General features: G+C 68.5%; 22 protein-coding genes. 10 read left to right on the top strand and 12 right to left on the bottom strand.

The features are described 5' to 3' along the window. The first annotated feature begins 28 nt into the window (after nt 1–28). Nucleotides 29–859, top strand: a complete 831-nt coding sequence (locus H1R19_RS09135; RefSeq protein WP_219851253.1) for an SDR family NAD(P)-dependent oxidoreductase — start codon at nt 29–31, stop codon at nt 857–859. Between the two features lie 61 nt (nt 860–920). On the opposite strand, the gene H1R19_RS09130 is transcribed toward H1R19_RS09135, so the two are convergent. After that, entirely contained in the window at nt 921–1,889 is a 969-nt protein-coding gene (locus H1R19_RS09130; protein ID WP_219851252.1) for a type 2 periplasmic-binding domain-containing protein, read from the bottom strand. Nucleotides 1,890–1,938: 49 nt separating this feature from the next. Beyond that, a complete protein-coding gene (locus H1R19_RS09125) occupies nt 1,939–2,559 on the bottom strand; it encodes a MarC family protein (protein ID WP_188331487.1) in 621 nt (206 codons plus the stop codon). A 39-nt stretch (nt 2,560–2,598) separates the two neighbouring features. Here H1R19_RS09125 and H1R19_RS09120 point away from each other — a divergent pair, with 39 nt between their 5' ends. The 3 genes from H1R19_RS09120 to H1R19_RS09110 all read left to right on the top strand — a co-directional run bounded on the left by H1R19_RS09120 (nt 2,599) and on the right by H1R19_RS09110 (nt 5,589). Beyond that, nucleotides 2,599–3,684: a magnesium and cobalt transport protein CorA gene (locus H1R19_RS09120; RefSeq protein WP_219851251.1), complete on the top strand. Its 1,086-nt coding sequence runs from the start codon at nt 2,599–2,601 to the stop codon at nt 3,682–3,684. Nucleotides 3,685–3,757: 73 nt separating this feature from the next. Further along, the gene (locus H1R19_RS09115) at nt 3,758–4,399 is read left to right on the top strand and encodes an endonuclease (RefSeq protein WP_188331489.1); all 642 of its coding nucleotides are present in this window, start codon (nt 3,758–3,760) and stop codon (nt 4,397–4,399) included. Between the two features lie 158 nt (nt 4,400–4,557). Next, nucleotides 4,558–5,589 carry an iron-containing redox enzyme family protein gene (locus H1R19_RS09110; protein ID WP_188331628.1) on the top strand — a complete coding sequence of 344 codons (1,032 nt, stop codon included), beginning with the start codon at nt 4,558–4,560 and terminating at the stop codon, nt 5,587–5,589. Between the two features lie 12 nt (nt 5,590–5,601). Here the strand turns inward: H1R19_RS09110 and H1R19_RS09105 are convergent, their stop codons facing one another. From H1R19_RS09105 to H1R19_RS09095, 3 genes are all read right to left on the bottom strand, one after another. Beyond that, the gene (locus tag H1R19_RS09105) at nt 5,602–5,835 is read right to left on the bottom strand and encodes a CDGSH iron-sulfur domain-containing protein (protein ID WP_244970926.1); all 234 of its coding nucleotides are present in this window, start codon (nt 5,833–5,835) and stop codon (nt 5,602–5,604) included. Between the two features lie 16 nt (nt 5,836–5,851). Continuing rightward, entirely contained in the window at nt 5,852–6,583 is a 732-nt protein-coding gene (locus tag H1R19_RS09100) for a HemK2/MTQ2 family protein methyltransferase (RefSeq protein WP_188331490.1), read from the bottom strand. 201 nt (nt 6,584–6,784) lie between these two features. Next, on the bottom strand, nt 6,785–7,468 hold the full coding sequence (locus H1R19_RS09095; protein ID WP_188331491.1) for a suppressor of fused domain protein: 684 nt from the start codon (nt 7,466–7,468) through the stop codon (nt 6,785–6,787). 13 nt (nt 7,469–7,481) lie between these two features. On the opposite strand from H1R19_RS09095, the gene H1R19_RS09090 reads away from it, so the two are divergent. Continuing rightward, nucleotides 7,482–8,171 (top strand): metallophosphoesterase family protein, encoded by a 690-nt coding sequence (locus H1R19_RS09090; RefSeq protein WP_219851250.1) that lies wholly within the window; start codon nt 7,482–7,484, stop codon nt 8,169–8,171. Next, the gene (locus H1R19_RS09085) at nt 8,161–9,015 is read left to right on the top strand and encodes a chromosome partitioning protein ParB (protein WP_188331493.1); all 855 of its coding nucleotides are present in this window, start codon (nt 8,161–8,163) and stop codon (nt 9,013–9,015) included. The genes H1R19_RS09090 and H1R19_RS09085 overlap by 11 nt, the downstream gene beginning before the upstream one ends. Before the next feature lie 10 nt (nt 9,016–9,025). Here H1R19_RS09085 and H1R19_RS09080 read toward each other — a convergent pair whose 3' ends face one another. From H1R19_RS09080 to H1R19_RS09060, 5 genes are all read right to left on the bottom strand, one after another. Continuing rightward, nucleotides 9,026–10,201 (bottom strand): ABC transporter ATP-binding protein, encoded by a 1,176-nt coding sequence (locus H1R19_RS09080; RefSeq protein WP_219851249.1) that lies wholly within the window; start codon nt 10,199–10,201, stop codon nt 9,026–9,028. 3 nt (nt 10,202–10,204) lie between these two features. Further along, nucleotides 10,205–11,035, bottom strand: a complete 831-nt coding sequence (locus H1R19_RS09075; protein WP_188331495.1) for a carbohydrate ABC transporter permease — start codon at nt 11,033–11,035, stop codon at nt 10,205–10,207. 4 nt (nt 11,036–11,039) lie between these two features. Continuing rightward, entirely contained in the window at nt 11,040–12,287 is a 1,248-nt protein-coding gene (locus H1R19_RS09070; RefSeq protein ID WP_280527231.1) for a carbohydrate ABC transporter permease, read from the bottom strand. After that, nucleotides 12,284–13,642, bottom strand: a complete 1,359-nt coding sequence (locus H1R19_RS09065) for an extracellular solute-binding protein (protein ID WP_219851568.1) — start codon at nt 13,640–13,642, stop codon at nt 12,284–12,286. The genes H1R19_RS09070 and H1R19_RS09065 overlap by 4 nt, the downstream gene beginning before the upstream one ends. 322 nt (nt 13,643–13,964) lie before the next feature. Beyond that, nucleotides 13,965–14,453, bottom strand: a complete 489-nt coding sequence (locus tag H1R19_RS09060) for a YflT domain-containing protein (protein WP_188331496.1) — start codon at nt 14,451–14,453, stop codon at nt 13,965–13,967. Nucleotides 14,454–14,535: 82 nt separating this feature from the next. On the opposite strand from H1R19_RS09060, the gene H1R19_RS09055 reads away from it, so the two are divergent. The 4 genes from H1R19_RS09055 to H1R19_RS09040 all read left to right on the top strand — a co-directional run bounded on the left by H1R19_RS09055 (nt 14,536) and on the right by H1R19_RS09040 (nt 19,011). After that, on the top strand, nt 14,536–15,828 hold the full coding sequence (locus H1R19_RS09055; RefSeq protein ID WP_188331497.1) for a magnesium transporter MgtE N-terminal domain-containing protein: 1,293 nt from the start codon (nt 14,536–14,538) through the stop codon (nt 15,826–15,828). Then, nucleotides 15,825–16,352 carry a DUF1003 domain-containing protein gene (locus H1R19_RS09050; RefSeq protein ID WP_219851248.1) on the top strand — a complete coding sequence of 176 codons (528 nt, stop codon included), beginning with the start codon at nt 15,825–15,827 and terminating at the stop codon, nt 16,350–16,352. The genes H1R19_RS09055 and H1R19_RS09050 overlap by 4 nt, the downstream gene beginning before the upstream one ends. A gap of 336 nt (nt 16,353–16,688) precedes the next feature. After that, the gene (locus H1R19_RS09045) at nt 16,689–17,807 is read left to right on the top strand and encodes a lytic transglycosylase domain-containing protein (protein WP_219851247.1); all 1,119 of its coding nucleotides are present in this window, start codon (nt 16,689–16,691) and stop codon (nt 17,805–17,807) included. A 58-nt stretch (nt 17,808–17,865) separates the two neighbouring features. Beyond that, nucleotides 17,866–19,011 carry an Mrp/NBP35 family ATP-binding protein gene (locus tag H1R19_RS09040; protein ID WP_219851246.1) on the top strand — a complete coding sequence of 382 codons (1,146 nt, stop codon included), beginning with the start codon at nt 17,866–17,868 and terminating at the stop codon, nt 19,009–19,011. Between the two features lie 46 nt (nt 19,012–19,057). On the opposite strand, the gene tatB is transcribed toward H1R19_RS09040, so the two are convergent. Both tatB and H1R19_RS09030 read right to left on the bottom strand, forming a co-directional pair. Next, on the bottom strand, nt 19,058–19,546 hold the full coding sequence (tatB, locus tag H1R19_RS09035) for a Sec-independent protein translocase protein TatB (protein WP_188331501.1): 489 nt from the start codon (nt 19,544–19,546) through the stop codon (nt 19,058–19,060). Between the two features lie 32 nt (nt 19,547–19,578). Continuing rightward, nucleotides 19,579–21,123: a S1C family serine protease gene (locus tag H1R19_RS09030; RefSeq protein WP_219851245.1), complete on the bottom strand. Its 1,545-nt coding sequence runs from the start codon at nt 21,121–21,123 to the stop codon at nt 19,579–19,581. Nucleotide 21,124: the final 1 nt, after the last annotated feature.

Here is a 21,124-nt window from a genome sequence, read left to right as displayed (position 1 = left end):
GCCTCAACGATCCCGTAGGAGACAACACATGAAGGACTTTTCCGGCAAGGTCGTCGTCATCACCGGCGCCGGCTCGGGCATGGGCCGTGACCTGGCGATCAAACTCGCCCGCAGAGGTGCCCGCCTGGCCATCTCCGACGTCACCCCCGATGGACTGGCGGTGACCGAGCAGCTGGTCAAAGAGACCGGCGCAGAAGTTCATTCGCAACTGCTCAACGTCGCCGAGCGCGAAGCCGTCCTGACCTACGCAGACACCGTCAAGGACCATTTCGGCGTGGTCAACGTGGTCTTCAACAACGCGGGCATCGCCCATCACGGCGAGATCGAACGCACCGAGTTCAAGGACATCGAGCGGGTGATGGACGTCGACTACTGGGGCGTCGTCAACGGCACCAAGGCGTTCCTGCCGCACGTGATCGCCTCCGGGGACGGTCACATCGTGAACACCTCCTCCCTCTTCGGATTGCTCGCCGAGCCCGGACAGGCCGCCTACAACTCCGCGAAGTTCGCGGTCCGGGGCTTCACCGAGGCGCTCCGCCAGGAGATGATCATCGCCAAGCACCCGGTGAAGGTGACCTGCGTGCATCCCGGCGGCATCAAGACCGCGATCGCCCGCAACGCCACCGTCTCCGGCGACCACGACCAGAAGTCCACCGCCGCGTTCTTCGACCGCTACCTCGCCCGCATGACCAGCGAGGACGCCGCCGACGTCATCATCGACGGCGTACGCAAGAACAAGGCACGCATCCTGGTCGGCACCGATGCCAAGATCCTCGACCTGTCGGTTCGCATCGTCGCCTCGAAGTACCAGTGGGTCTCCGCCAAGCTCACCGGATGGGCCCTGTCGAAGGCCCAGTGACGTCGAAGGCCCAGTGACGTCGAAAGTCAGTGGCGACTCTGGTCGCGGGCTCGGCGACTCCCTAGAGTCCGTGCTCCCCGAGCCACTTCAGGGCCACGTCCCGTGGGTCCGCACCCGCCTCGACGCGGCTGGCCATGGTGGCCAGGTCGGCGGTGGTGATCTCGCCGGCGACCTTGTTCATCGTCTTGACCTGTTCGCGGCCGAACGCCGCGGACCGGAACACCGGGACGAGAACCTCGGCGCGCGGGCCCGACCGGTCCGCCGGCCGTACGGCTTCAGTGGCCGGCGCACCGGTGGGCGGGTTGTCGGCCGAAGCGCCACCCCCGGCCGAGTTGCGCAGGGCCTGAACCTCTGACGACGCGCCTTCGGCGTCCTCGCCGGCAAGGTCGAGCGGGGTGAGCAGACCGACCGCGGCACCTCCGGATGCGCGACGGAGAACGTCCTCGGTGCTCGCGACCGTCTCGACCGGACCGAAAGCGCAACCCGCGGCGGCGAATGCACGCAGCGTCGACTCCGCAGGGGTGTCGACCGCGACGACCGGCAGGCCCGCCGGCAGGCGGGAACAGTCCTCGAGGTCGGTGGCGTCGACGCTCCCGGCCAGTGACGTCGCGACGAAGATCTGCGGGGCCGCCGATACCGGGGTTTCATCGCCGACCGAAACCCCCTGGGGCAGAGAACGGTTCAGGTCGTGGTAGACGTCGGTGGCGGTGACCGCGGTCGACGACGGCGCCAGCAGCGACAGCAGGTCGCCGGTGAAGGCCGGGAACAGGTCGAGCGCGGCGCGGTCCATCTCGTCGAGGAGTTCGGCGTCGTCCCCCCTGAGCTGGTCGGCGAAGACGAGTGTGCCCGAGTTCCGTAGCGCGCCGGCGTACACCTCGGCCATCACCCGCATTGCGGGCTGTTCGGACGAACCGATCACGATCCCCCGGGGCGCCGGGGTGTCGTCGGTGCAACCGGCGATCACCACCGCCAGCACGAGGAGCAGTCCGGCCACCGCGACAAGTCGTTTGCCGACGAGACGTTTTCGCACCCTGCCACCGTAGCCGCCCCTCGACCGACAGTGCCCGGCACTCGAGGGCTCACGCGCCCTCGGCGACGAAGCCCATCACGGAGTCGGCGATGAGCTGCACCGCGATCGCGGCGAGCAACAGACCGGCGATCTTCGCCAGCAGGGTGATGCCGCCGACACCGAGAACGCGGATCAGGGCCGTCGCATACCGCAGCACCAGCATCACCACCAGATGCACGCTGATGATCGCCGCGGCGATGGCCAGATAACCGCCTGCCCCGCCGTCGACGGCACTGACCTGCACGATGACCGCCGCGATGGCGCCCGGCCCCGCGAGCAGCGGGGTACCCAGCGGGACGAGTGCGACGTTGACGTCGTCGGAGGCCTTGGGATCGCCGACATTGCCCAGGCCGGTCAGCAACTGCAGCGCCACGAGCAACAGCAGCAGTCCGCCCGCGCCCTGGAGGGCGGGGATGCCGATGTGCAGATAGCTCAGGATCGCCTTGCCGCCGATCGCGAACACGCTGATCACCAGCAGACTCACCATGGGCGCCTGCCACGCCGCACGGCGGCGGTACTCGGGTGATCGCTGACCGACCAGGCTGAGGAACATCGGGATCTGACCGGGCGGGTCCATGATGACGATCAGCGTGATCAACGTGGTCGTGTACACGGTGACGTCGAAGGACACCTCGGGATTGTACGAGGGCCGCGGGTACGATCGGCAACCGTGTCCTCGATCCCCCGGCCCGGTCCACGCGGCCTCCCCCCGCGCCGCGAGCGGCGCCCGCTGCCTCAACTCCGTGTGCCCGTGGCCCGGGCGGTCGTGGACTCCGCGATCTATGTCAACGGCCACCGAGAACCCGGACGTGTCGGCTACGCCGAGGGGCTCGAGCGGGTCCGCGAGACCGGTGAGGGTTTCGTGTGGGTCGGACTGCACGCCCCCGACGACGCGCAGATGGCCGATGTTGGCGCGACATTCGGTCTCCACGAACTCGTCGTCGAAGACGCCGTGCACGCTCATCAGCGGCCGAAGCTCGAGGTGTACGACGACACCCAGTTCCTGGTGCTGCGCACGGTGGCCTATGTCGAGCACGACTCGATGGTCAAGGCCAGCGAGGTGGTCGAGACCGGCGAGATCATGATCTTCGTCGGCCCCGACTTCGTCCTGACGGTGCGTCATGGCGAGCACACCGAGCTGTCGGAGCTGCGGCGTCGCCTCGAGAGCATGCCCGACCGACTCGCGCTCGGTCCCACCGCGGTGTTGCACGCCATCGCCGACAAGGTCGTCGACAGCTACCTCGCGGTGACCGACCGGATGGACGTCGACGTCGCCGCGATCGAGGAGGCCGTCTTCGGCAGGCAGAGTCACTCGCTCGACATCGACCCGGTCTATGTCCTGCGTCGCGAGGTGCTCGAGCTCCGCCGTGCGGTCACCCCGCTGACAGCCCCGTTACAGAGCCTCACCGCCAGCGGTAACCCCTTGGTGCCCAAAGAGATCCGCCGTCACTTCCGCGATGTCGCCGACCATCTCACCACCGTCATCGACCGGGTACTGGAATACGACGACCTGCTCATCTCACTGCTGCAGGCGGCCGCGGCGAAGGTCGGTATCCAGCAGTCCACCGACATGCGCAAGATCTCTGCATGGGTGGCGATCGCCGCGGTGCCGACCATGGTCGCCGGCATCTACGGCATGAATTTCGACCACATGCCCGAGCTGCACCAGCCCTGGGGTTACCCCGTGGTCCTCGGCGTCCTGGTCTCCTTGTGCACCCTGTTGTTCGTGGTCTTCCGCCGCAGCCACTGGCTGTGAGGCCGGCCTGCGACAACCCGCGACCGCGACGCCCCTGACCCGACGACCTGACCCGCGACGAGAAGGGCTTTCGATGACCCGCGACCACGACGCGACGCAGATCGTCTCGACGTTGCTGGACCGCGCCGGACGCACCTATGCCGACGAAGCCGGGATCGCGCTGAAGGACACCCCGGCACCGTTGTTCGAACTCCTCGTACTGGCGCTGTTGCTGAGTACCCGGATCTCGGCCGGCATCGCGGTGGCCGCCGCCCGTGAGCTGTTCGCCGCCGGTTTCCGCACCCCGGAGAAGATGGCCCACGCCCACCGGCAGAGCCTGGTCGCGGCCCTGGGCCGCGGGCGTTACGTCCGCTACGACGAGAGCACCGCCACCCGGCTCGTGCAGGCCGGGCGAAAAGTCCTCGACGACTACCACGGCGACCTCCGCGAACTGGCGCGTGCGGCCGACTCCGACGCCACCCGCGCGGCGAAGTCGTTGCAGGAGTTCACCGGCATCGGCCCGGTCGGCGCCGACATCTTCCTGCGCGAGGTCCAGTCGGTGTGGAACTGGGTGGCGCCGCATTTCGACAAGCGCGCGCTGTCCGCGGCACGGGACCTCGGACTCCCCGACGATCCGGACGAACTCGCCGGTCTCGCCGGCGGACGGCCCGAGGTGCTCGCCGCCGCACTCGTCCGCGCCTCGCTCGACGACGAGCTGCGGGCCGGGCTCGGCTGAGTTCCGCAGACCTGCCATATCCTGGGAGGACGATCACACCTTCGGGGTGGTGCGTTTGCCCGCCGCCGGTTTCGGCTACCCGGGGGACACAGCCGCGGACGATTCAGCACGAGAACGATCCGCGGAAAGCGACAGGAGGACACCTGGTGTCAGCAGAGATGATCGTCGACCACACGCCGACGCGCGGCGCGGTGCTGCGGCGACCGGATCTTCCGGGTGCGCGCGGCCCGTTGTCGCAGGCCGTGATCGAACTGCTCCGATCCGACCCCGACGCCCCGGCCCGGTCCGAGATCACCGGCCACGTGTCCGAGGCCGACCCCTACGGCGACGACCTGCAATTGGCGCTCTACGTCTGTTACGAGATGCACTACGTGGGATTCGCCGACGCGGACGTCACCTGGGAATGGCATCCGGCGTTGCTGGCGGTGCGCGCCGAACTCGAACGCCGTTTCCTCGCCGCGCTGGACCGAGACGTCCCCGCGGCCGGCGAGGAGGACACCGCCGGGCACGAGATGGACGAGTTGTGCATCGAGAACCCCGACGGCGAGGGCGCCTCGTACCATCTCCGGGACACGGGGACGTGGGAGCAGTACCGGCAGATGTTCGCCCTGCGATCCCTCTATCACCTCAAGGAGGCCGATCCGCACGCGTGGGCGATCCCGCGCCTGCGCGGACACGCGAAGGCCGCCTTCGTGGCAGTGGAGTTCGACGAGTTCGGCGGCGGTCGCGGAGATGCGGTGCACCAGGAACTCTTCGCCGACCTGCTGCGCGCGTCGGACCTCTCCGCCGACTACCTCGGCTACCTCGACACCGTGCCCGGGGTGGCATTGACGCCGGTCAACCTCATGTCGCTGTTCGGCCTGCACCGTCGGTACCGCGGTGCCGCGGTCGGTCACCTCGCGGCCACCGAGATCACCTCGTCACCCGGGTCGCAACGCTTGCTGGCCGGCCTGGAACGGCTCGACGCTCCCGAGGAGTGCCGCCACTTCTACCGCGAGCACGTCGAGGCCGACGCCGTCCACGAGCAGATCCTGCGCACCGACGTCGTCGGCGACCTGATCCGGTCCGAGCCGGACACCGAGGTCGACGTGATCTTCGGCATCCGCGCGTTCCTGTTCGTCGAAGACGCCCTGGAACGGCACGTGATGGCGGCCTGGGAGCGCGGCGAGAGCGCCTTCCCGGGTATCTGAGGGCGCCCGGAGCTAGTCGGCCGGGCGCCGCCTGCGTCTGCGGTGGCTGGTATCGCACAGCGGATAGGTCTTGCTGCGGCCGCAGGCGCAGACCGCGACCATGAAGCGGTCGGACTGCACGCGGGTGCCGTCGGGCAGCTCGATGTCGACCGGCCCCTCGACGAGTACCGGCCCTCCGCGGACCACGCGCACCCCGGTCCGCTTCCCGGTCGGCGGCTCCTGCGCGATCGATTCTCCGGTCGTCACCTGCGTCCTCCCCGCGTCACCGGAGGTTCCCGTCGGTGCCGCTGCCTGCGCTGGGCGCGACAGCGGCGATCGCCACCAGCCGCTCGACCCGTCGTCCCGGCTCCAGCAGTCCGAGCCCTTCGAGCCATTCCGCGCGTGCGCTCAGCACCGGACCGAACGGGATGAACTTCTCCGCGACGACCTCGGCCGTCAGCCCGCCGTCGCGCAACGCCTGCAGCGAGGCCTCCGCGTCGGCGAACTCCGAGTGCACCAGCAGCAGCACACCGCCGGGGACGAGCAGCTCCGGGACGTGCGCGCACAGCGGGTCGAGCACCGCGCGTCCGTCGACGCCGGCGTCCCACGCATGCGAGGGTCCCGCCGGATGAAGGTCGGCGTCGGTGACCGGCGGGGTGGGGACATAGGGGGGATTGCAGGTGACGACGTCGTAGCGACCCACATGCATGGCCAGATCGCCCTGCCGGACGTTCACCGAGACCCCGGCGTCGGCGGCCGCGCGGCGCGCGTAGGCGACCGCGTCCGCCGAGGCGTCGACGGCGGTGACCTCGGCGGCACCCATTCCGGCCGCGGCGATCGCGATCGCTCCGCTACCGGTACACAGATCCACGACACGTGAGCCGGCGACTCCCTGCGCACGCACCACGTCGATCAGCAGCTCCGTGTCCTGCTGCGGGAGGTAGACGTCGAGGTCGGAACCGGTGATCGTCGACGATCCCGACACCGGGGTCCGCGACTCCGAGATCAGCGTCACGCCCACCACCGCCGGACCGTCGAACCGATGCTTGCCGCTGCGAGTGAAATCATGCGCCCTACCCTTCCCAGACCACTGGAGTCTCCTGGGAAGCCGCGCTTCCCCGTGCTCAATCGTTCCCTCGGGGCTTCGTTCCGAAACCTCTGCGCATCGGTGTCGCCTACATCTGTGCCTCTACATCTGTGTCGCTACACGTCGACATCAGCTCGGGGTGGCGGCAGCCCGATCCGGCCGGGTCACGTCGATACCGGCCTCGCGCCACGCGTCGCGCAGCGCGTCCGCCCCTTTCAGCCGTACCCAGGCCGCCTCGTTGGCGGTGATGGGTACCGCGCGCAGCATCCGGACCGGGTCCATCGGCTCGGGCAACACGATCTCGCCGAGATCGTCCGCCTCGAGCAACACGGCCGTGAACGCGGCCCCGTCCCACAGCGGCTCACCGAGATCCACGAGGGCATCGGCGGCGAGGATGAGGCCCTCGACGGCGGGCGCCGCGGCCATCGTCGCCATCCTCTTGTGCAGACCGGGCAGCGGGACGCCCGCGCGCATACGGACCACGAGTTCGGCTCGCGGGCCCCGCACCGGATCGGCGTGCAGATCGGTCGGGTCGGCCATCGGGTGCCGGGCGCACCCCGACGTCACATAGAGCACCTGGCCGGCGGGCAGGGCATCGACGGCGGGGATCTCGCCTGCGGGGGTATCGACGGCGGGGGTCTCGACGGCGGCGAAACGCAGGACATCGATCGGTTCGACCCCCAGGAACGTCACCGACGCCCGTTGCGGATCGACTCCCAGCCGTTCCTTCAGGTACCGCCCGACGACCTCGGTCACCACGTCACTCACCCCTGCCAGGCTAGTCGACCCGCTGCGCCTGCCTCGCAGGCTCATCTAGCCTGGTCTGATGGTTCGGGTTCTCGCGGTCGCCGATGAGGTGGTGGACTCTCTCACCTACGGAGTCGGGATCGACGCCCGGCCAGACCTCATCCTCGGCGCCGGCGACCTGCCGTTCGACTACCTGGAGATCCTCTCGTCGCTGTGCGATGCGCCGTGCGTCTTCGTGCCGGGCAACCACGACCGCGACCTGCGCGGGTACCGGCGCGGACGCACCGGCTGGACCCGCGCCGGACTCCCCAGCGCCGACCCCGGACCGCGCGGCGCGATCAACGCGGACGGACGGACGGTGACCGTCGCGGGTCTGCGCATCAGCGGTCTCGGCGGTTCCCGCCGCTACAACGACGGCACCAACCAGTACACCGACACCCAGCAGCGGCTCCGATCGATGCGGTTGCGCTGCACCGCCGCGCTGCGCAACACCGCGCGCCCGCACATACTCCTGACGCACAGCCCGGCACGCGGGGTCGGCGACGGTGACGACGCCCCCCACCGCGGTTTCGACTGTTTCCACCCGCTGGTGCGGTCACTGAAACCGGCGGTGCTCGTACACGGCCACGTCCATCCGTACGGCACCCGGCCCGAGGATCTGCCGATCGGTGAGTCGACGACGTCGATGAACGTGGTCGGGTACTGCCAGTTCGACATCGATCCGGCGACCCGGGACATAGACATCGTGAGGCGGAGACATGGCGCGTGACACCGGCTTTCCCGACGCCGACGCCGAGAACGATTTCGCCCGGCTGCGGCGTCAGGCCGAACGCGCCCGTCTCGCACAGTGGTTCATGCGGCAACCCGCCGACGTCAACACGATCCTGCCGTTCGACGAGGTGGTCGCCGCGCTCGGCCGCACCGGTGAGACCTTCCTGGGGCTCCAGGTGGTCGAGGTGGCCTCGATCGTCGGAAGTGTCGACCGCACCAAGGATTTCGACCGCTACTTCCGGCCCAAGTCCTCACGTGTCCGCGAACGCTGGCAGCGTCTCGCCGCCGCACAGCGACGCGGCGAATCGGTGCCGCCGGTCCAGCTGTACCGCATCGGCTCCATGCACTTCGTCATCGACGGCCATCACCGGGTGTCGATAGCCATCGCCCGCAACCACGTCACCATCGACGCCTACGTCACCGAGATCCACACCCGGATCTCCCCCGAGGGCATCAACGCGCCGTCGGACCTGATCCTCAAGGACCATCGACGCCTGTTCCTGTCGCGGGTGCCGCTGACCGGTTCGCAGGCCGAGGCGATCCGGCTCGTCGATCCCTTCGACTACGCCGAACTCGCCGAGAACGTCGAGGCGTGGGGATTCCGGCTGAGTCAGGAGATCGGCGAATTCCTCAGCCGCACCGAGGTGGGCCGCCGGTGGTTCGGCGAGGAGTTCCTGCCCGTGGTGCGCATGGCACGCCGGGCCGGCATCCGGCCCGACCTCGACAGCGACGCCGAACTCTACCTGTGGGTCGCGTGCGAACGATACCGGCTGGTGCGCAGGCACATCTGGGACGAGCACGTCTTCGACGAACTCCTCGACCACTCCCGGCGGCGGCGCTGACCCGCGCGAATCAGCGGACGCGCAGCGAGGCCCCCGAGCTCTGGTCGAACACTGCGATCTTCGACGCGTCGTAGAACAGCTCGGCCGTCGTCCCGCGGGTGACCTTGGAGTCCGGGGACAGACGCGCGATGAGCTGGTTGCCGCCGAGGTCGGTGCCGGAATCCGCGGACAGCTCGGTGAGCGCATCGCTCGTCGCCCGGGAGGACCCGATGTTGAAGTAGGCGTAGATGTCCGAGCCCATCGACTCCAGCACGTCGATGTTCGCCGTGAACGTGGCACCGTGGCCGCGCGTCGTCGGGTCGACGAGCGAGGCGTCCTCGAGGTGTTCGGGACGGATTCCGATCAGCACGTCGCCGCCGCTGCCGACGTCACCCGCGCGTGAGACCACCGCACGGTGGTCGTCGAGGGCGATGGTCCCGATCGCGGTCTCGATGCCGTCGGTCCCGAGCCGGCCGGCGAGGAAGTTCATCGACGGCGAGCCGATGAAACCCGCGACGAAGACGTTGGTGGGATTGTTGTACAGCTCCTGCGGTGTACCGATCTGCTGCACGTATCCGCCGCGCAGCACCACGACGCGGTCACCGAGGGTCATGGCCTCGGTCTGGTCGTGGGTGACGTAGACCGTGGTGGTACCGAGACGTTGCTGCAACTGGGAGATCTCGGTGCGCATCTGCACACGCAGCTTGGCGTCGAGGTTGGACAGGGGCTCGTCCATCAGGAATGCCTTGGGCGACCGCACGATCGCGCGTCCCATCGCGACGCGTTGACGCTGACCACCGGAGAGGTTGGCCGGCTTGCGGTCGAGGTACGGCCCGAGGTCGAGGATGCGGGCGGCCTCGTCGACCTTCGCCGCGATCTGGTCCTTCGACATCTTCGCCAGGGTCAGCGGGAACGCGATGTTCTCCCGCACCGACATGTGCGGATAGAGCGCATAGCTCTGGAACACCATGGCGATGTCGCGGTCCTTGGGCGCACGCTCGTTGACCCGTTCCCCGGCGATCCGCAGCTCTCCCGAGGTGATGTCCTCGAGGCCGGCGATCATGTTGAGGGTGGTCGACTTTCCGCAACCCGACGGACCGACGAGGATCACGAACTCGCCGTCGGCGATCTCGATGTCCACTCCGTGCACCGCGGTGGAGCCGTCGGGATATTTCTTGGTGACGTTGTCAAGAACGATGTCTGCCATGGGTTATCCCTTCACGGCGCCGGAGGTGAGACCGGCCACGATTCGACGTTGGAAGAAGAGCACGAAGATGATGATGGGGATGGTGATGACCACCGCGGCCGCCGAGATCGAGCCGGTGGGTTCGGTGAACTGAGAGCTACCGGTGAAGTTCGCGATGGCCACCGGGGCGGTGATCGCGCGTTCGGTCGATGTCAGCGACAGGGCCAGGAGCAGGTCGTTCCAGGCGAAGATGAACACCAGGATGGCCGCTGTCACGACGCCGGGAGCGGCGAGCGGCGCGATGACCTTGCGGAAGGCCTGCCACGGGGTGGCGCCGTCCATCTTGGCCGCCTTCTCCAGCTCCCACGGGATCTCGCGGAAGAAGGCCGACAACGTGTAGATCGCGAGCGGGAGGGCGAAGGTGATGTACGGCAGGATCAGGCCGGGCCACGTGTCGAACAGCCCGAGACGCCGCTCGATGTTGAACAGCGGGGTCACCAGCGAGATCTGGGGGAACATCGCGATCAGCAACGCGGCCCCGATCAGGACCTTCTTGCCGGGGAACTCCAGGCGGGCCACCGCATAGGCGGCCATGGTGCCCAGGAGCACCGCGATGACGGTGGTGATGAGACCGACGCCGATCGAGTTGATGAGCGCCGAGGTGAAGGCGCTGGTCTCGAAGATGCTCTTGTAGTTGTCGAGAGTGAACTCGGTCGGGATGAAGTTGCCGTCGGTCACGCTGCTGGCCGGCTTGAACGACAAGCTGATGATCCAGAGCAGCGGGATGAGCGCGTACAGGATCACCAGGATGTTGGCGATCGACCACCACGCCTTGGACTTTCCGCTCGTATTCAACGGCTTACCTCCCCTCGGTGTCGGAACCCGGTGCGGCGGTGCCGAACCCCTTGATGAACACGAACGCGATGATGGCCACACACACGAAGATCAGGATCGAGATCGCCGATCCGACGCCCAGGTTGAAGGCCCCGAACAGGTTGTCGTAACCCAACATCGACACCGAGTAGGTGCTGTTGGAGCCGCTGGTCAGCACGTAGATGTTGTCGAACACGCGGAACGCGTCGAGCGTGCGGAACAGCACCGCGACCAGGATGGCCGGCTTCATCAGCGGAAGGATGATGCGCCACAGCCTCGTCCAGGCTCCGGCACCGTCGACCTGGGCGGCCTTGAGCAGGTCGTCGGGGACGAGCGCGAGACCCGCCAGCAACAGCAACGCCATGAACGGTGTCGTCTTCCACACCTCGGCCAGGACGATGATCGCCAGCGACGGCCATTGCTCGGTGAGCGGTGCGCTGCCGTCGGGCAACAGGTTCGCGAGGTATCCGGTGCCCGGTGTCCACGCGTAGTACCAGGAGAACGCCGCCGCCACCGTCACGATGCCGTACGGGATGAGGACCGTGGTGCGGATCGTGCCGCGGCCGAAGATCGTCCGATGCATGACGAGTGCTATCGCCATGCCCAGGATGAGTTCGATGATCACCGACACCACCGTGATGCCGACCGTCACGCTGAAGGCCGTCCACCAGTAGTTGTCGGTGAGGACCGTCGCGTAGTTGGCGAACCAGACGAACTCGCGTTCACCCGGCGCCGAGAGGCTCATCTTGTTCAGCGACAACCAGACCGCGTAGAGGATCGGGTAGCCGGTGACCAGCAGCATCATCAGCGCGGCGGGCGCGACGAGCCAGAACGCCAGCCGACGCTCCGCAGACTTGCCCTCGCTGCGCTTGCGCGGCTTGGCCGGTGCCGGATCGGTGCGCGGCCGGTCGATCACCGCGGTGGCACCGGCAGCCGTGGGGGCCGACGAACCGGAAACGGCCGGCGAGGCACCCTTCGACATTCCCACGGGCGTGGCGGGCGCCGCGCCCGCATCGGCCTCGTGGCGTCCGCCGGGCGGCGGTGTCCAGACCTGATCGGATTGCACCGGCGGCGTGTTCCCGACGATCGGGATCGGTCCGGTCTGGGCGGGGGCGTCATCGGGCAGCGCATGGCGGCCCGAGCGGAACGCGGCCTCGTCGGAGGCGTCGGGGCCGGTGGTCCGGCCGGGATCCTGCTCGTCCGGTGCGCCGCCCGGTGTGTTGTTCTCGCTCAAGGGATCAGCCCTTCCCCGTCGATGGCCGTCTGGACCGCCTCGGCGAGCTCGTCGACCAAGGCCTGCGGCTCCCACGCCCCGACCGGACTCAGCTTGGCCTGGAGCAGTGTCGAGATCGCTTGGTAATCAGGCGATTTGGGACGCAGTGCCGCATGGTCGGGCTGCAGTTGCCGCTTGATGTCCTCGGCCATCGGATACGCGATACGGAAATCGGCGTCGTCGTAGATGGATTCGATGACCGGCGGCGGTCCCGCACCGAAGGAGAACGCCTTCTGCGACGCCTCGTCGGTGATGCACTCGGCCGCACGGTAAGCCAGCTCCTGCTGCTTGGAGGTGCTCGCGACCGCGATGTTGATGCCGCCGAGCGTCGTCTTCGTCGGCAACCCCTCGAAACCCGGATACGGCGCGAAGTCGAAGACCTTCTGCATGTCCCGGTTGACCGGTACCAGCTTCGCATCCGAAGGCGGGTTGTTCTTGTCGGCGAAAAGTGACGAGTACTGCGAGAGGTCAAGGTAGGGAACGCTTCCCGCGACCGCATTCTCCCGCATGCCGGCGAAGACGAACGGCCAGTTGACCTGATACAGCGCCTTACCGCTCTCCATGCCCAGACGCGACGCGCTCTCGTCGGAGTTGGTCAACGAGGGATCGGCGCCGGGCGCCGTCGCCACCTTCTTGAGGGTTTCGAGTGCGCGAACGGTGGCCGCGCGGTGTTCGGGGGTGTCATTGAGGGTGACCTTGTCCGGGTTCTCCGGGTCGACGATCTGGCCGCCGGCGCTGGCGAGCACCGAGTTGAACCACACCATCAGGCCCTCATATTGCCTGCCCTGCACCATGATGTAGGTCGGCCCGCCGTTGCGGCCGCTGATCAGCGCGTCTTCGAGCATGCCGTCCCAGGTCGACGCCGGGCGCCGGGTGTCGACCTTGTCGATCAGCACGTCCTTGCGGTACCAGAGCAACTGGGTGTTGGTGGAGAACGGGATGGCGTAGAGACGTTCGCGCTCATCGTCGGCGGTCTTCCACACGGCCGTGTCCAGCGGCCCGCCGAGCGTGCGTGCGGAGACCTCCGCGGCCATCGCGTCGGGCACCGGGACCATCCAGCCCGCGTCGGCGAATTCGGCCGTCCACACCACGTCCATGCCCATGAGGTCGAGACCGGAGTCGTTGCCCGCGAGACGACGGGCGAGCTGCAGTCGCTGGTCGTCGGCGCCCTTGGGCAGCGGCGTCGTCAGGACCTTGAAGGCACCACCGGAGTCCGCCGAACACTTGTCGGCGATCTCGGCGAAGGTGTCGGCGCCGTCGGCCGGCGGGTAGAAGTTGAGCACGCCCGCTTCATATCCCGAGCTGCACGCCGACATCACCGGTAGCACGGCCGCGGCCGCCACCGCCGCGGCGAGGACTTTTCGTCTTATCCGCCTTGGGGTTCGGGAACCCGACCGCCGCGCGCGCGGCCCATCCCTTCCGTCCGATCTCTCGGTGCTGCCCAATCCGTCAGTGCTGACCCTGCTCCGCACGCAGCCTCCTCGATGTCGTACGCGGCGAAACACGCAAGGTGCTCCACCGTGAGCGTCCGAACAGCCACGCTATACGTCGCGATTCGTGACATGCAACACATTCGGCATGGGCGTGCCACTCCGCCCGGGATTGTGATCCCGCCGTGTCCGGACGCGGGACCGGATCTCAGAAGCTCAGGCGGGCGAGCATGTCACGCGCTTTCTCTGCGCTTTTGGGGTCGCACAGCACGTCATAGCGTCCGGCGACCAACTGCATCGTCGAGGCGAAGTCGCGCTGACCGCGCGTCGCCGCGTACGGAATCGTCGCGGAGATCACACCGAACACCATGCCGCCGACGATGCCGACGAGGATCGGCGCGATGGGCGACCCGGTGAACACCAGCGCCACGAGACAGCCGAAGAAGAAGCCGAGCCACGCGCCCGACACCAGCCCGCCCCCGATGACCTTGCCCCACGTCAGCCGCCCGATGACGCGCTCGACCTGCATGAGGTCGACGCCCACGATGGTGACGTCCTGGACGGTGAAGTTCTCGTCGGACAGGTAGTCGACCGCACGCTGGGCTTCGGCATAGGTCCCGTATGAACCGATCGGCCAGCCCTTGGGCGGGGTCGGCAAGCCCGGCGTCTCCCGGCTCGGGCGCATGGGATTCGTCATGTCGGGCCTTTCTGGTCGATGTCGACATCCGGCGTTGCCGTCGTTGAAGGGTGTCGCTGCCCTTGGCACTACCCTTACTCCCATGTCGTCGGTGAGCAAGGTGTTCGTGGCCAGATTAGTCGGATTGGCCGTCCTTGGTCCCGATGGCGAGTCCATCGGCCGGGTCCGCGACGTGGTGATCTCGATCCGATTGTCCGGGCAACAACCACGAGCTCTGGGACTGGCCGTCGAGTTGACAACGCGCCGAAGGATTTTCGTGCCGATGCTGCGGGTGACCGCGATCGAGCCGCAGGCGGTGGCGCTCAACACCGGCACCGTGAGCCTGCGCAGGCTGCACCTGCGCCCCGGTGAGGCGCTGGCGATCGGTCAGGTCCTCGACACCCGCGTGCGGGTCGTCGATCCCGACCACCCCGAGCTCGCCGACGCCGATGTCACGGTGATCGATCTCGGTATCGAACGCACCCGTACGCGCGACTGGGTGGTCTCCCGCGTCGCCGTGCGCGCGGGGCGCCGCGGGCTGCGTCGCAGGCATGAGACGGCCGTCGTGGAATGGTCCAGCGTGCACGGCATCACGCAGAGCGCGCTGAACCTTCCCGGCCAGGGGGTCGCCCAGGCGCTGCTGCAGTTCGAGGGGATGCGGGCCGCCGACGTCGCCAACGCGCTGCGGGAGCTACCCGCCAAGCGGCGCTACGAGATCGCCACCGCACTCGACGACGAACGCCTCGCCGACGTCCTGCAGGAACTACCGCCCGACGACCAGACCGAGATGCTGGCCGCCTTCGGTCGCGATCGCGCCGTCGACATCCTCGAGGCGATGGACCCCGACGATGCGGCCGACCTCCTCGGCGAACTGCCCGACACCGAGGCCGAGGCGTTGCTCGAGGAGATGGACCCCGAGGAATCCGAACCGGTCCGTCGGCTCCTGTTGCACTCCCCCGACACCGCAGGCGGTGTGATGACATCGGAGCCGATCGTCGTCACCCCGTCCACCACGATCGCCGAGGCGCTCGCCCGCGTCCGCAATCCCGACCTCACCCCGGCAGCGGCGAGCATCGTGTTCGTCGTCCGGCCGCCGACGGCGACGCCCACCGGCAAGTACCTCGGCTGCGTGCACCTGCAGGCGCTGCTCCGGGAACCGCCGGCCCACCTCGTCGGCGGGATTCTCGACACCGATCTGGCCCAATTGCACCCCGAGGACTCACTGGAGACGATGACGCGGTACTTCGCGACCTACAACCTGGTCTGCGGCCCCGTCGTGGACGAGGCCGGCCACCTGCTCGGCGCGGTGAGCGTCGACGATCTCCTCGACGAGATCCTGCCGCGCGACTGGCGTGAGACCGAGCCCGAGGACGGCCCACAGGTGCCGGTCCGATGAGCGAACACGGACGCAAGCTCGACACGCCCAGCACGCGGCGCACGATCTCGTTCAACCTCGATTCCGACGTCGTCGGGATGTACAGCGAACGAGTGGCCCGCTTCCTCGGGACCGGACGCTATCTGGCGATCCAGACCGTCATCGTGATCGTGTGGATCGCGCTGAACCTCGTCGCGGTGAGCATCCGATGGGACCCGTACCCCTTCATCCTGCTCAACCTGGCGTTCTCCACCCAGGCGGCCTACGCGGCGCCGCTGATCCTGCTCGCGCAGAACCGGCAGGAGAACCGCGACCGGGTCTCGCTCGAGGAGGACCGGCTCCGCGCCGCCCAGACCAAGGCCGACACCGAGTTCCTGGCGCGCGAACTCGCCGCGGTCCGGCTGGCCGTCGGCGACACGGTGACCCGCGACTACCTGCGCAAAGAGCTCGACGACCTGCTCGACGAACTGACCGCGCGCCTCGGCGCGCGCGAGGACGAGACGAAGTCCGCCGAGGACCGTCCACGCCGCGACCGGTCCCGCTGAGTCCCCAGCCGGTGTAACTTACGTCACCGTCGAGACGATGGACTCCGAGAAGAAGGCCGGGGTTCGCAAATGTGGAGTTCGTACTGGGTCGCCAGACCCAATATGTATGGTGGGTCACAGTTCATTCCGGATCGCCGGTGGCGCCTGCGCCGCCCGCGAGTCCGGCCGGTGCACCCACTGTGCGAGCTCTCGACCTGGGCGGCAAGTGGATGACGAGGCATCGTCGGGGGCAAAAGTGCGTGGTGACAGTGTTGACAACGGAGTACATGTGATCGGGCAGTCGGTATCGGGCGAGAATCTGGTGGCACGCCACCGCGGACCCCGTGGTGGGCAGCGGTGAGCCCGCTGCGCCTCGTGGGACGCAGACGGGGTCCCAGGCGTCGGATTTCCTTCCCGCGGCGCACGGCCACCGTCGTGGTCGGCGGCGCACTTGTCGGCGCGATGGTGCTGGGAACGGCGACCTCGAGTGCACACGGCGGAGGTCTCGCCTCCCCCACTCCCGAACCCGAGGCACCGGTGATCGTCGCCGACGTCGTCCGCGGCGCGCCGGTGGCACTCCTCGGCTTCGCCCCGCCGCCGGAGAAACCCGCCGCGCGCCTGCCCGCGCCGCAGTTCCGGCTCGCGAGCGATCTGCCGTCGGGTCCCCTCGGCATCCCCGGCATGGTCCTGCAGGCATACAAGCTCGCCGCGAATCGGGTGGCGGCCGAGAGTCCGCAGTGCAAGCTGCCCTGGTTCCTGCTGGCCGGTATCGGCCGCATCGAGTCCAACCACGCGAGCAACGGTTCGGTCGACCAGTACGGCACGACGATCAACCCGATCGCCGGGCCGGTTCTCGACGGCTCCCTCGCAGGCAACGCGGTGATCAAGGACACCGACGGTGGCCGCATCGACGGCGACCCCGGACACGACCGCGCGATGGGCCCGATGCAGTTCATCCCCAGCACCTGGGCCGGATGGGGTTCCGACGCCAACGGCGACGGAAAGCCCGACCCCAACAACATCTTCGACGCGACCTACTCGGCCGGGCGCTACCTCTGCGCCGGCGTCACCGACATCATGAACGAGCGCACGCGGGTCTCGGCGGTACTCCGCTACAACCGGTCCATGGAGTACGTGTCGAACGTCCTCGGGTGGGCAGGCGCCTACGCCACCGGCGTGATGCCGACCAACCCCATCCCCGAGATGAAGCGCAAGGCCTCGCGCAGCAGTCCCAGCAAACCGAGCAAGCCCTCCACGCCGCCCTCGGGATCCTCGTCGTCCTCGTCCTCGTCGACGAGCAGGCCCGCACCACCCACCCAGACCTGCGTCATCATCTGTTTCCCGTCGATCCCGCTGCCCGGTCAGCCGGCGCCGCCCCCGACCAAGAAGCAGGCGCCGGGTCCGAAACAGACGCCGCCGGCGCAAGCCGCCCCGAACCGCCCCGGGTCGACGACCACGCCGGTGCCCGTGCGCTGATCGCGCGAGCCCGGGACCACCACCGGAGTCTTTCTGCGCCGTCGGTAGTCTGGATCGAATGACAACAGGAGTCGCGCCCACGGAATCGGCAGTTCGCGCCGCTCTGGGCAAGGTCAAGGATCCGGAGATCGGCAAACCCATCACCGACATCGGGATGGTCAAGTCGGTCACGGTCAACGACGACGCGAGCGTCGACGTCGGGGTGTACCTGACGACGTCGAGCTGCCCCATGCGCACCGAGATCGCCCAACGGGTGGAGACCGCTGTCGCCGATGTCGCCGGGGTCGGCGCAGTACGCGTCGAGCTCGACGTCATGGACGACGAGCAGCGCACCGAGCTGCGCAAGAAGCTCCGCGGCGACAAGGCCGAGCCGGTGATCCCGTTCGCGCAGCCGGGATCGCTGACCCGCGTGTACGCGGTCGCCTCCGGCAAGGGCGGCGTGGGCAAGTCGAGTGTGACGGTCAACCTGGCCACCGCGCTCGCCGAACGCGGACTCGCCGTCGGCGTCCTCGACGCCGACATCTACGGACATTCGATTCCACGGATGCTCGGCAGCGATGCCAAGCCCACCCAGGTCGAGCGGATGATCATGCCGCCCAGCAACCACGGGGTGCGCTTCATCTCGATCGGCCAGTTCACCGACGGCAACACCCCGGTGACCTGGCGCGGGCCGATGCTGCACCGCGCGCTGCAGCAGTTCCTCGCCGACGTCTACTGGGGTGACCTCGACGTCCTGCTCCTCGACCTGCCGCCCGGCACCGGCGACGTGGCGATCTCCATCGCCCAGCTGATCCCCGGCGCCGAGATCCTGGTCGTCACCACCCCGCAGCAGGCGGCCGCCGAGGTCGCCGAACGTGCCGGTGCGATCGCCCTGCAGACACGGCAGAAGATCCTGGGCGTCGTGGAGAACATGTCGTGGCTCGAGCTCCCCGACGGCAGCCGGATGGAACCGTTCGGTTCCGGCGGCGGTCAGGTGGTCGCCGAGCGCCTGACCCGCGCCGTCGGCGCGCCCGTCGAACTGCTCGGTCAGGTACCGCTGGAGACCGCGCTGCGTGAAGGCGGCGACGCCGGTGTGCCGGTGGTCCTGTCGGCTCCCGAATCACCTGCGGGGTCGGCGCTGCGGGCGATCGCGGCGAAACTCGCCGTGCGCAAACGCGGACTCGCCGGGATGAGCCTCGGACTCGACACCGTCCGGCACTCCTGACCTGACCGCTCGGTATCCGGCCCGCGCAGTATCCGCTGCAGCGACGTCAGGTCGCATCCCAGTCGGCGGCGCTCGGCCGGCGCCCCGCGCCCCGCGCGCCGTCGACCGACCCCGCTGCCGATGCGGGCGTGGACGATCCGGACGCGGACGGGGTGGTACCCGGTTTGTCGAAGGAGAGCGGCGCCGACACCGGCTTGATCTCGGGGGCCGCAGGTGTGGTGCTGCGGTCCACGGTCGTCGCGTTCTCCCCCAGGCGGAACAGCGAGTCGTCGCCGTCCAGCAGGTGTTTGGTGACGATCGACCGCGGCGTCATCCCGCGGAGTTCGTTGAGGTCGGAGAGCGGCTTGCGCAGGTCCTCGAAATCCGGGCCGAGTTCGTCCTTGAGCTGATTGGTGGCACCGGTCGCGTAGTCACGGGCCTTACGGACCGACTGCATGGTCCACGACACGGCACCCGGTAGACGGTCGGGACCGAGGATGACCAGGGCCGCGACCACCAGGATCGCGATCTCGCCCCATCCGATGCTGCTGAACATCCTGCTCTCGTCCCGATCTGTAGGTGGGAGACTCAGTCGCTCGCCGGCGTGATGGTGCCGGAGAACGTACGGCCCGCCCGCCAGTACTGGAACGGGACCTCTTCACCGATCTTGGCGGTCCGGATCGCGACATTCAACTCGTCGGCGCTCTCGATGGTGCGCTTGTTGAACGAGGTGATCACATCGTTCTCCCGGATCCCGGCCCGTTCGGCCGGGCTGCCGGCCACCACGTTGCGCACCTGGGCGCCGAGGACCTTCTCGTTGCGCACCGAGCTCGCGTTCACACCGATCTGTGCATGGTTGACCTTGCCGTTGCGGATCAGCGACTCCACGACGGGCTTGGCCTCGTCGATCGGGATCGCGAAGCCCAGGCCGATGGAACCGCCCCCGGCACCGAGCCTGCCGGCGGTGTTGATGCCGACGACCTTGGCCTCGGCGTTGACCAGGGGTCCGCCCGAATTGCCCGGGTTGATCGCGGCGTCGGTCTGGATGGCGTCGATGACCGCGTCGGTGTCGGACTCGGCGTCCGGCGTGAGCGCGACGGCCCGGTCGGTGGCGCTGACGATGCCGCTGGTGACGGTGCGGTTCAGGCCCAGGGGCGAACCGAACGCGATGACCTCCTCGCCGATCTGCAGATCACCGGAGCTGCCGAGGACCGACACGGTCGGATTCTTGACGTTGTCGACCTTGAGTACGGCGAGGTCGGTCTTGGGGTCACGTCCGACGATCCGCGCCGGCACCCGCTGTCGGTCGAAGAAGACGACCTCGAGTTTGGCGTTCTTGTCGTTGGCCGCCATCGAGATCACGTGGTTGTTGGTGAGGATGTAGCCCGCTTTGTCGATGATGAATCCCGACCCCGTCGCGTACGCGCCGGCGGCGCGTACGTCGATGGCCACGACCGACTTCTCGACCGTACGGGCCACCTCTGCGACCGACGAGCGCGGACCGGTGTCCCCGGCGGTGTCGTCGGTGGACAACTCGACGGTGTCGCTGGTGAGCGGCGCGGCGACCTCGGCGGTGTAGCGCCCCATCAGTCCGCCGACGAGGGCGATGAGCAGCGCGATCACCGCGAGGGTGGCCAGCGCCGCCCAGCTGATGCGGTTGCCCAACAAGATGTCTCGGACCCCGAGCTTGCCTCCCGGCTGGGTCGGCGCGGCTGCCGATGGGGTGGTCAGTGCCGGCTCGACGAGCCTGGCGGGACTCTCGGGGTCGCGCCACGGGTCGGCCGGGCGGGCAGGCTCCTCGGCCTGCCCGTAGGTCGCGAGCGGGTCGCGCTGCAGGGTGTCGGTGGAACCCTCCGGGCGGCCGAAGGCCTCGGCCAGCACCGGATCCGGGTCGGCGATGAGTGGTTCGGGCGCACGGTGACTGCTCGCGGTGGTCGCGAACGAACCGCGCACGCCCGACGGCCGGCCGAAGACCTGCGCGGTCGACGGCGACACGGGCGAGTGCGACCGGCCCTGGCCGGGGGTGAGTCGTTCTGTCTGTGGGGGTTCGGCGCGGTGCGCGAACTGCGCGTCGGCGCCTTCGGGATTCCGCGCGGTGGAGTTCTCGTCGCGCGACCGGGGATCGTCGGTCACG

It is taken from the genome of Gordonia jinghuaiqii (genome assembly GCF_014041935.1).
Lineage (GTDB): Bacteria > Actinomycetota > Actinomycetes > Mycobacteriales > Mycobacteriaceae > Gordonia > Gordonia jinghuaiqii.
This window is presented reverse-complemented; position numbering and strand designations above follow the sequence as displayed.

Bases quoted from the DNA above. Each gene is read 5' to 3' on its own strand.
- H1R19_RS09080 (WP_219851249.1), bottom strand. From the start codon at position 10,201: ATGGCAGACATCGTTCTTGACAACGTCACCAAGAAATATCCCGACGGC.
- H1R19_RS09060 (WP_188331496.1), bottom strand. From the start codon at position 14,453: ATGACGAATCCCATGCGCCCGAGCCGGGAGACGCCGGGCTTGCCGACC.
- H1R19_RS09050 (WP_219851248.1), top strand. From the start codon at position 15,825: ATGAGCGAACACGGACGCAAGCTCGACACGCCCAGCACGCGGCGCACG.
- H1R19_RS09135 (WP_219851253.1), top strand. From the start codon at position 29: ATGAAGGACTTTTCCGGCAAGGTCGTCGTCATCACCGGCGCCGGCTCG.
- H1R19_RS09040 (WP_219851246.1), top strand. From the start codon at position 17,866: ATGACAACAGGAGTCGCGCCCACGGAATCGGCAGTTCGCGCCGCTCTG.
- H1R19_RS09090 (WP_219851250.1), top strand. From the start codon at position 7,482: ATGGTTCGGGTTCTCGCGGTCGCCGATGAGGTGGTGGACTCTCTCACC.
- H1R19_RS09115 (WP_188331489.1), top strand. From the start codon at position 3,758: ATGACCCGCGACCACGACGCGACGCAGATCGTCTCGACGTTGCTGGAC.
- H1R19_RS09085 (WP_188331493.1), top strand. From the start codon at position 8,161: ATGGCGCGTGACACCGGCTTTCCCGACGCCGACGCCGAGAACGATTTC.
- H1R19_RS09065 (WP_219851568.1), bottom strand. From the start codon at position 13,642: ATGTCGGCGTGCAGCTCGGGATATGAAGCGGGCGTGCTCAACTTCTAC.
- tatB (WP_188331501.1), bottom strand. From the start codon at position 19,546: ATGTTCAGCAGCATCGGATGGGGCGAGATCGCGATCCTGGTGGTCGCG.
- H1R19_RS09095 (WP_188331491.1), bottom strand. From the start codon at position 7,468: ATGAGCCTGCGAGGCAGGCGCAGCGGGTCGACTAGCCTGGCAGGGGTG.
- H1R19_RS09055 (WP_188331497.1), top strand. From the start codon at position 14,536: ATGTCGTCGGTGAGCAAGGTGTTCGTGGCCAGATTAGTCGGATTGGCC.
- H1R19_RS09110 (WP_188331628.1), top strand. From the start codon at position 4,558: ATGATCGTCGACCACACGCCGACGCGCGGCGCGGTGCTGCGGCGACCG.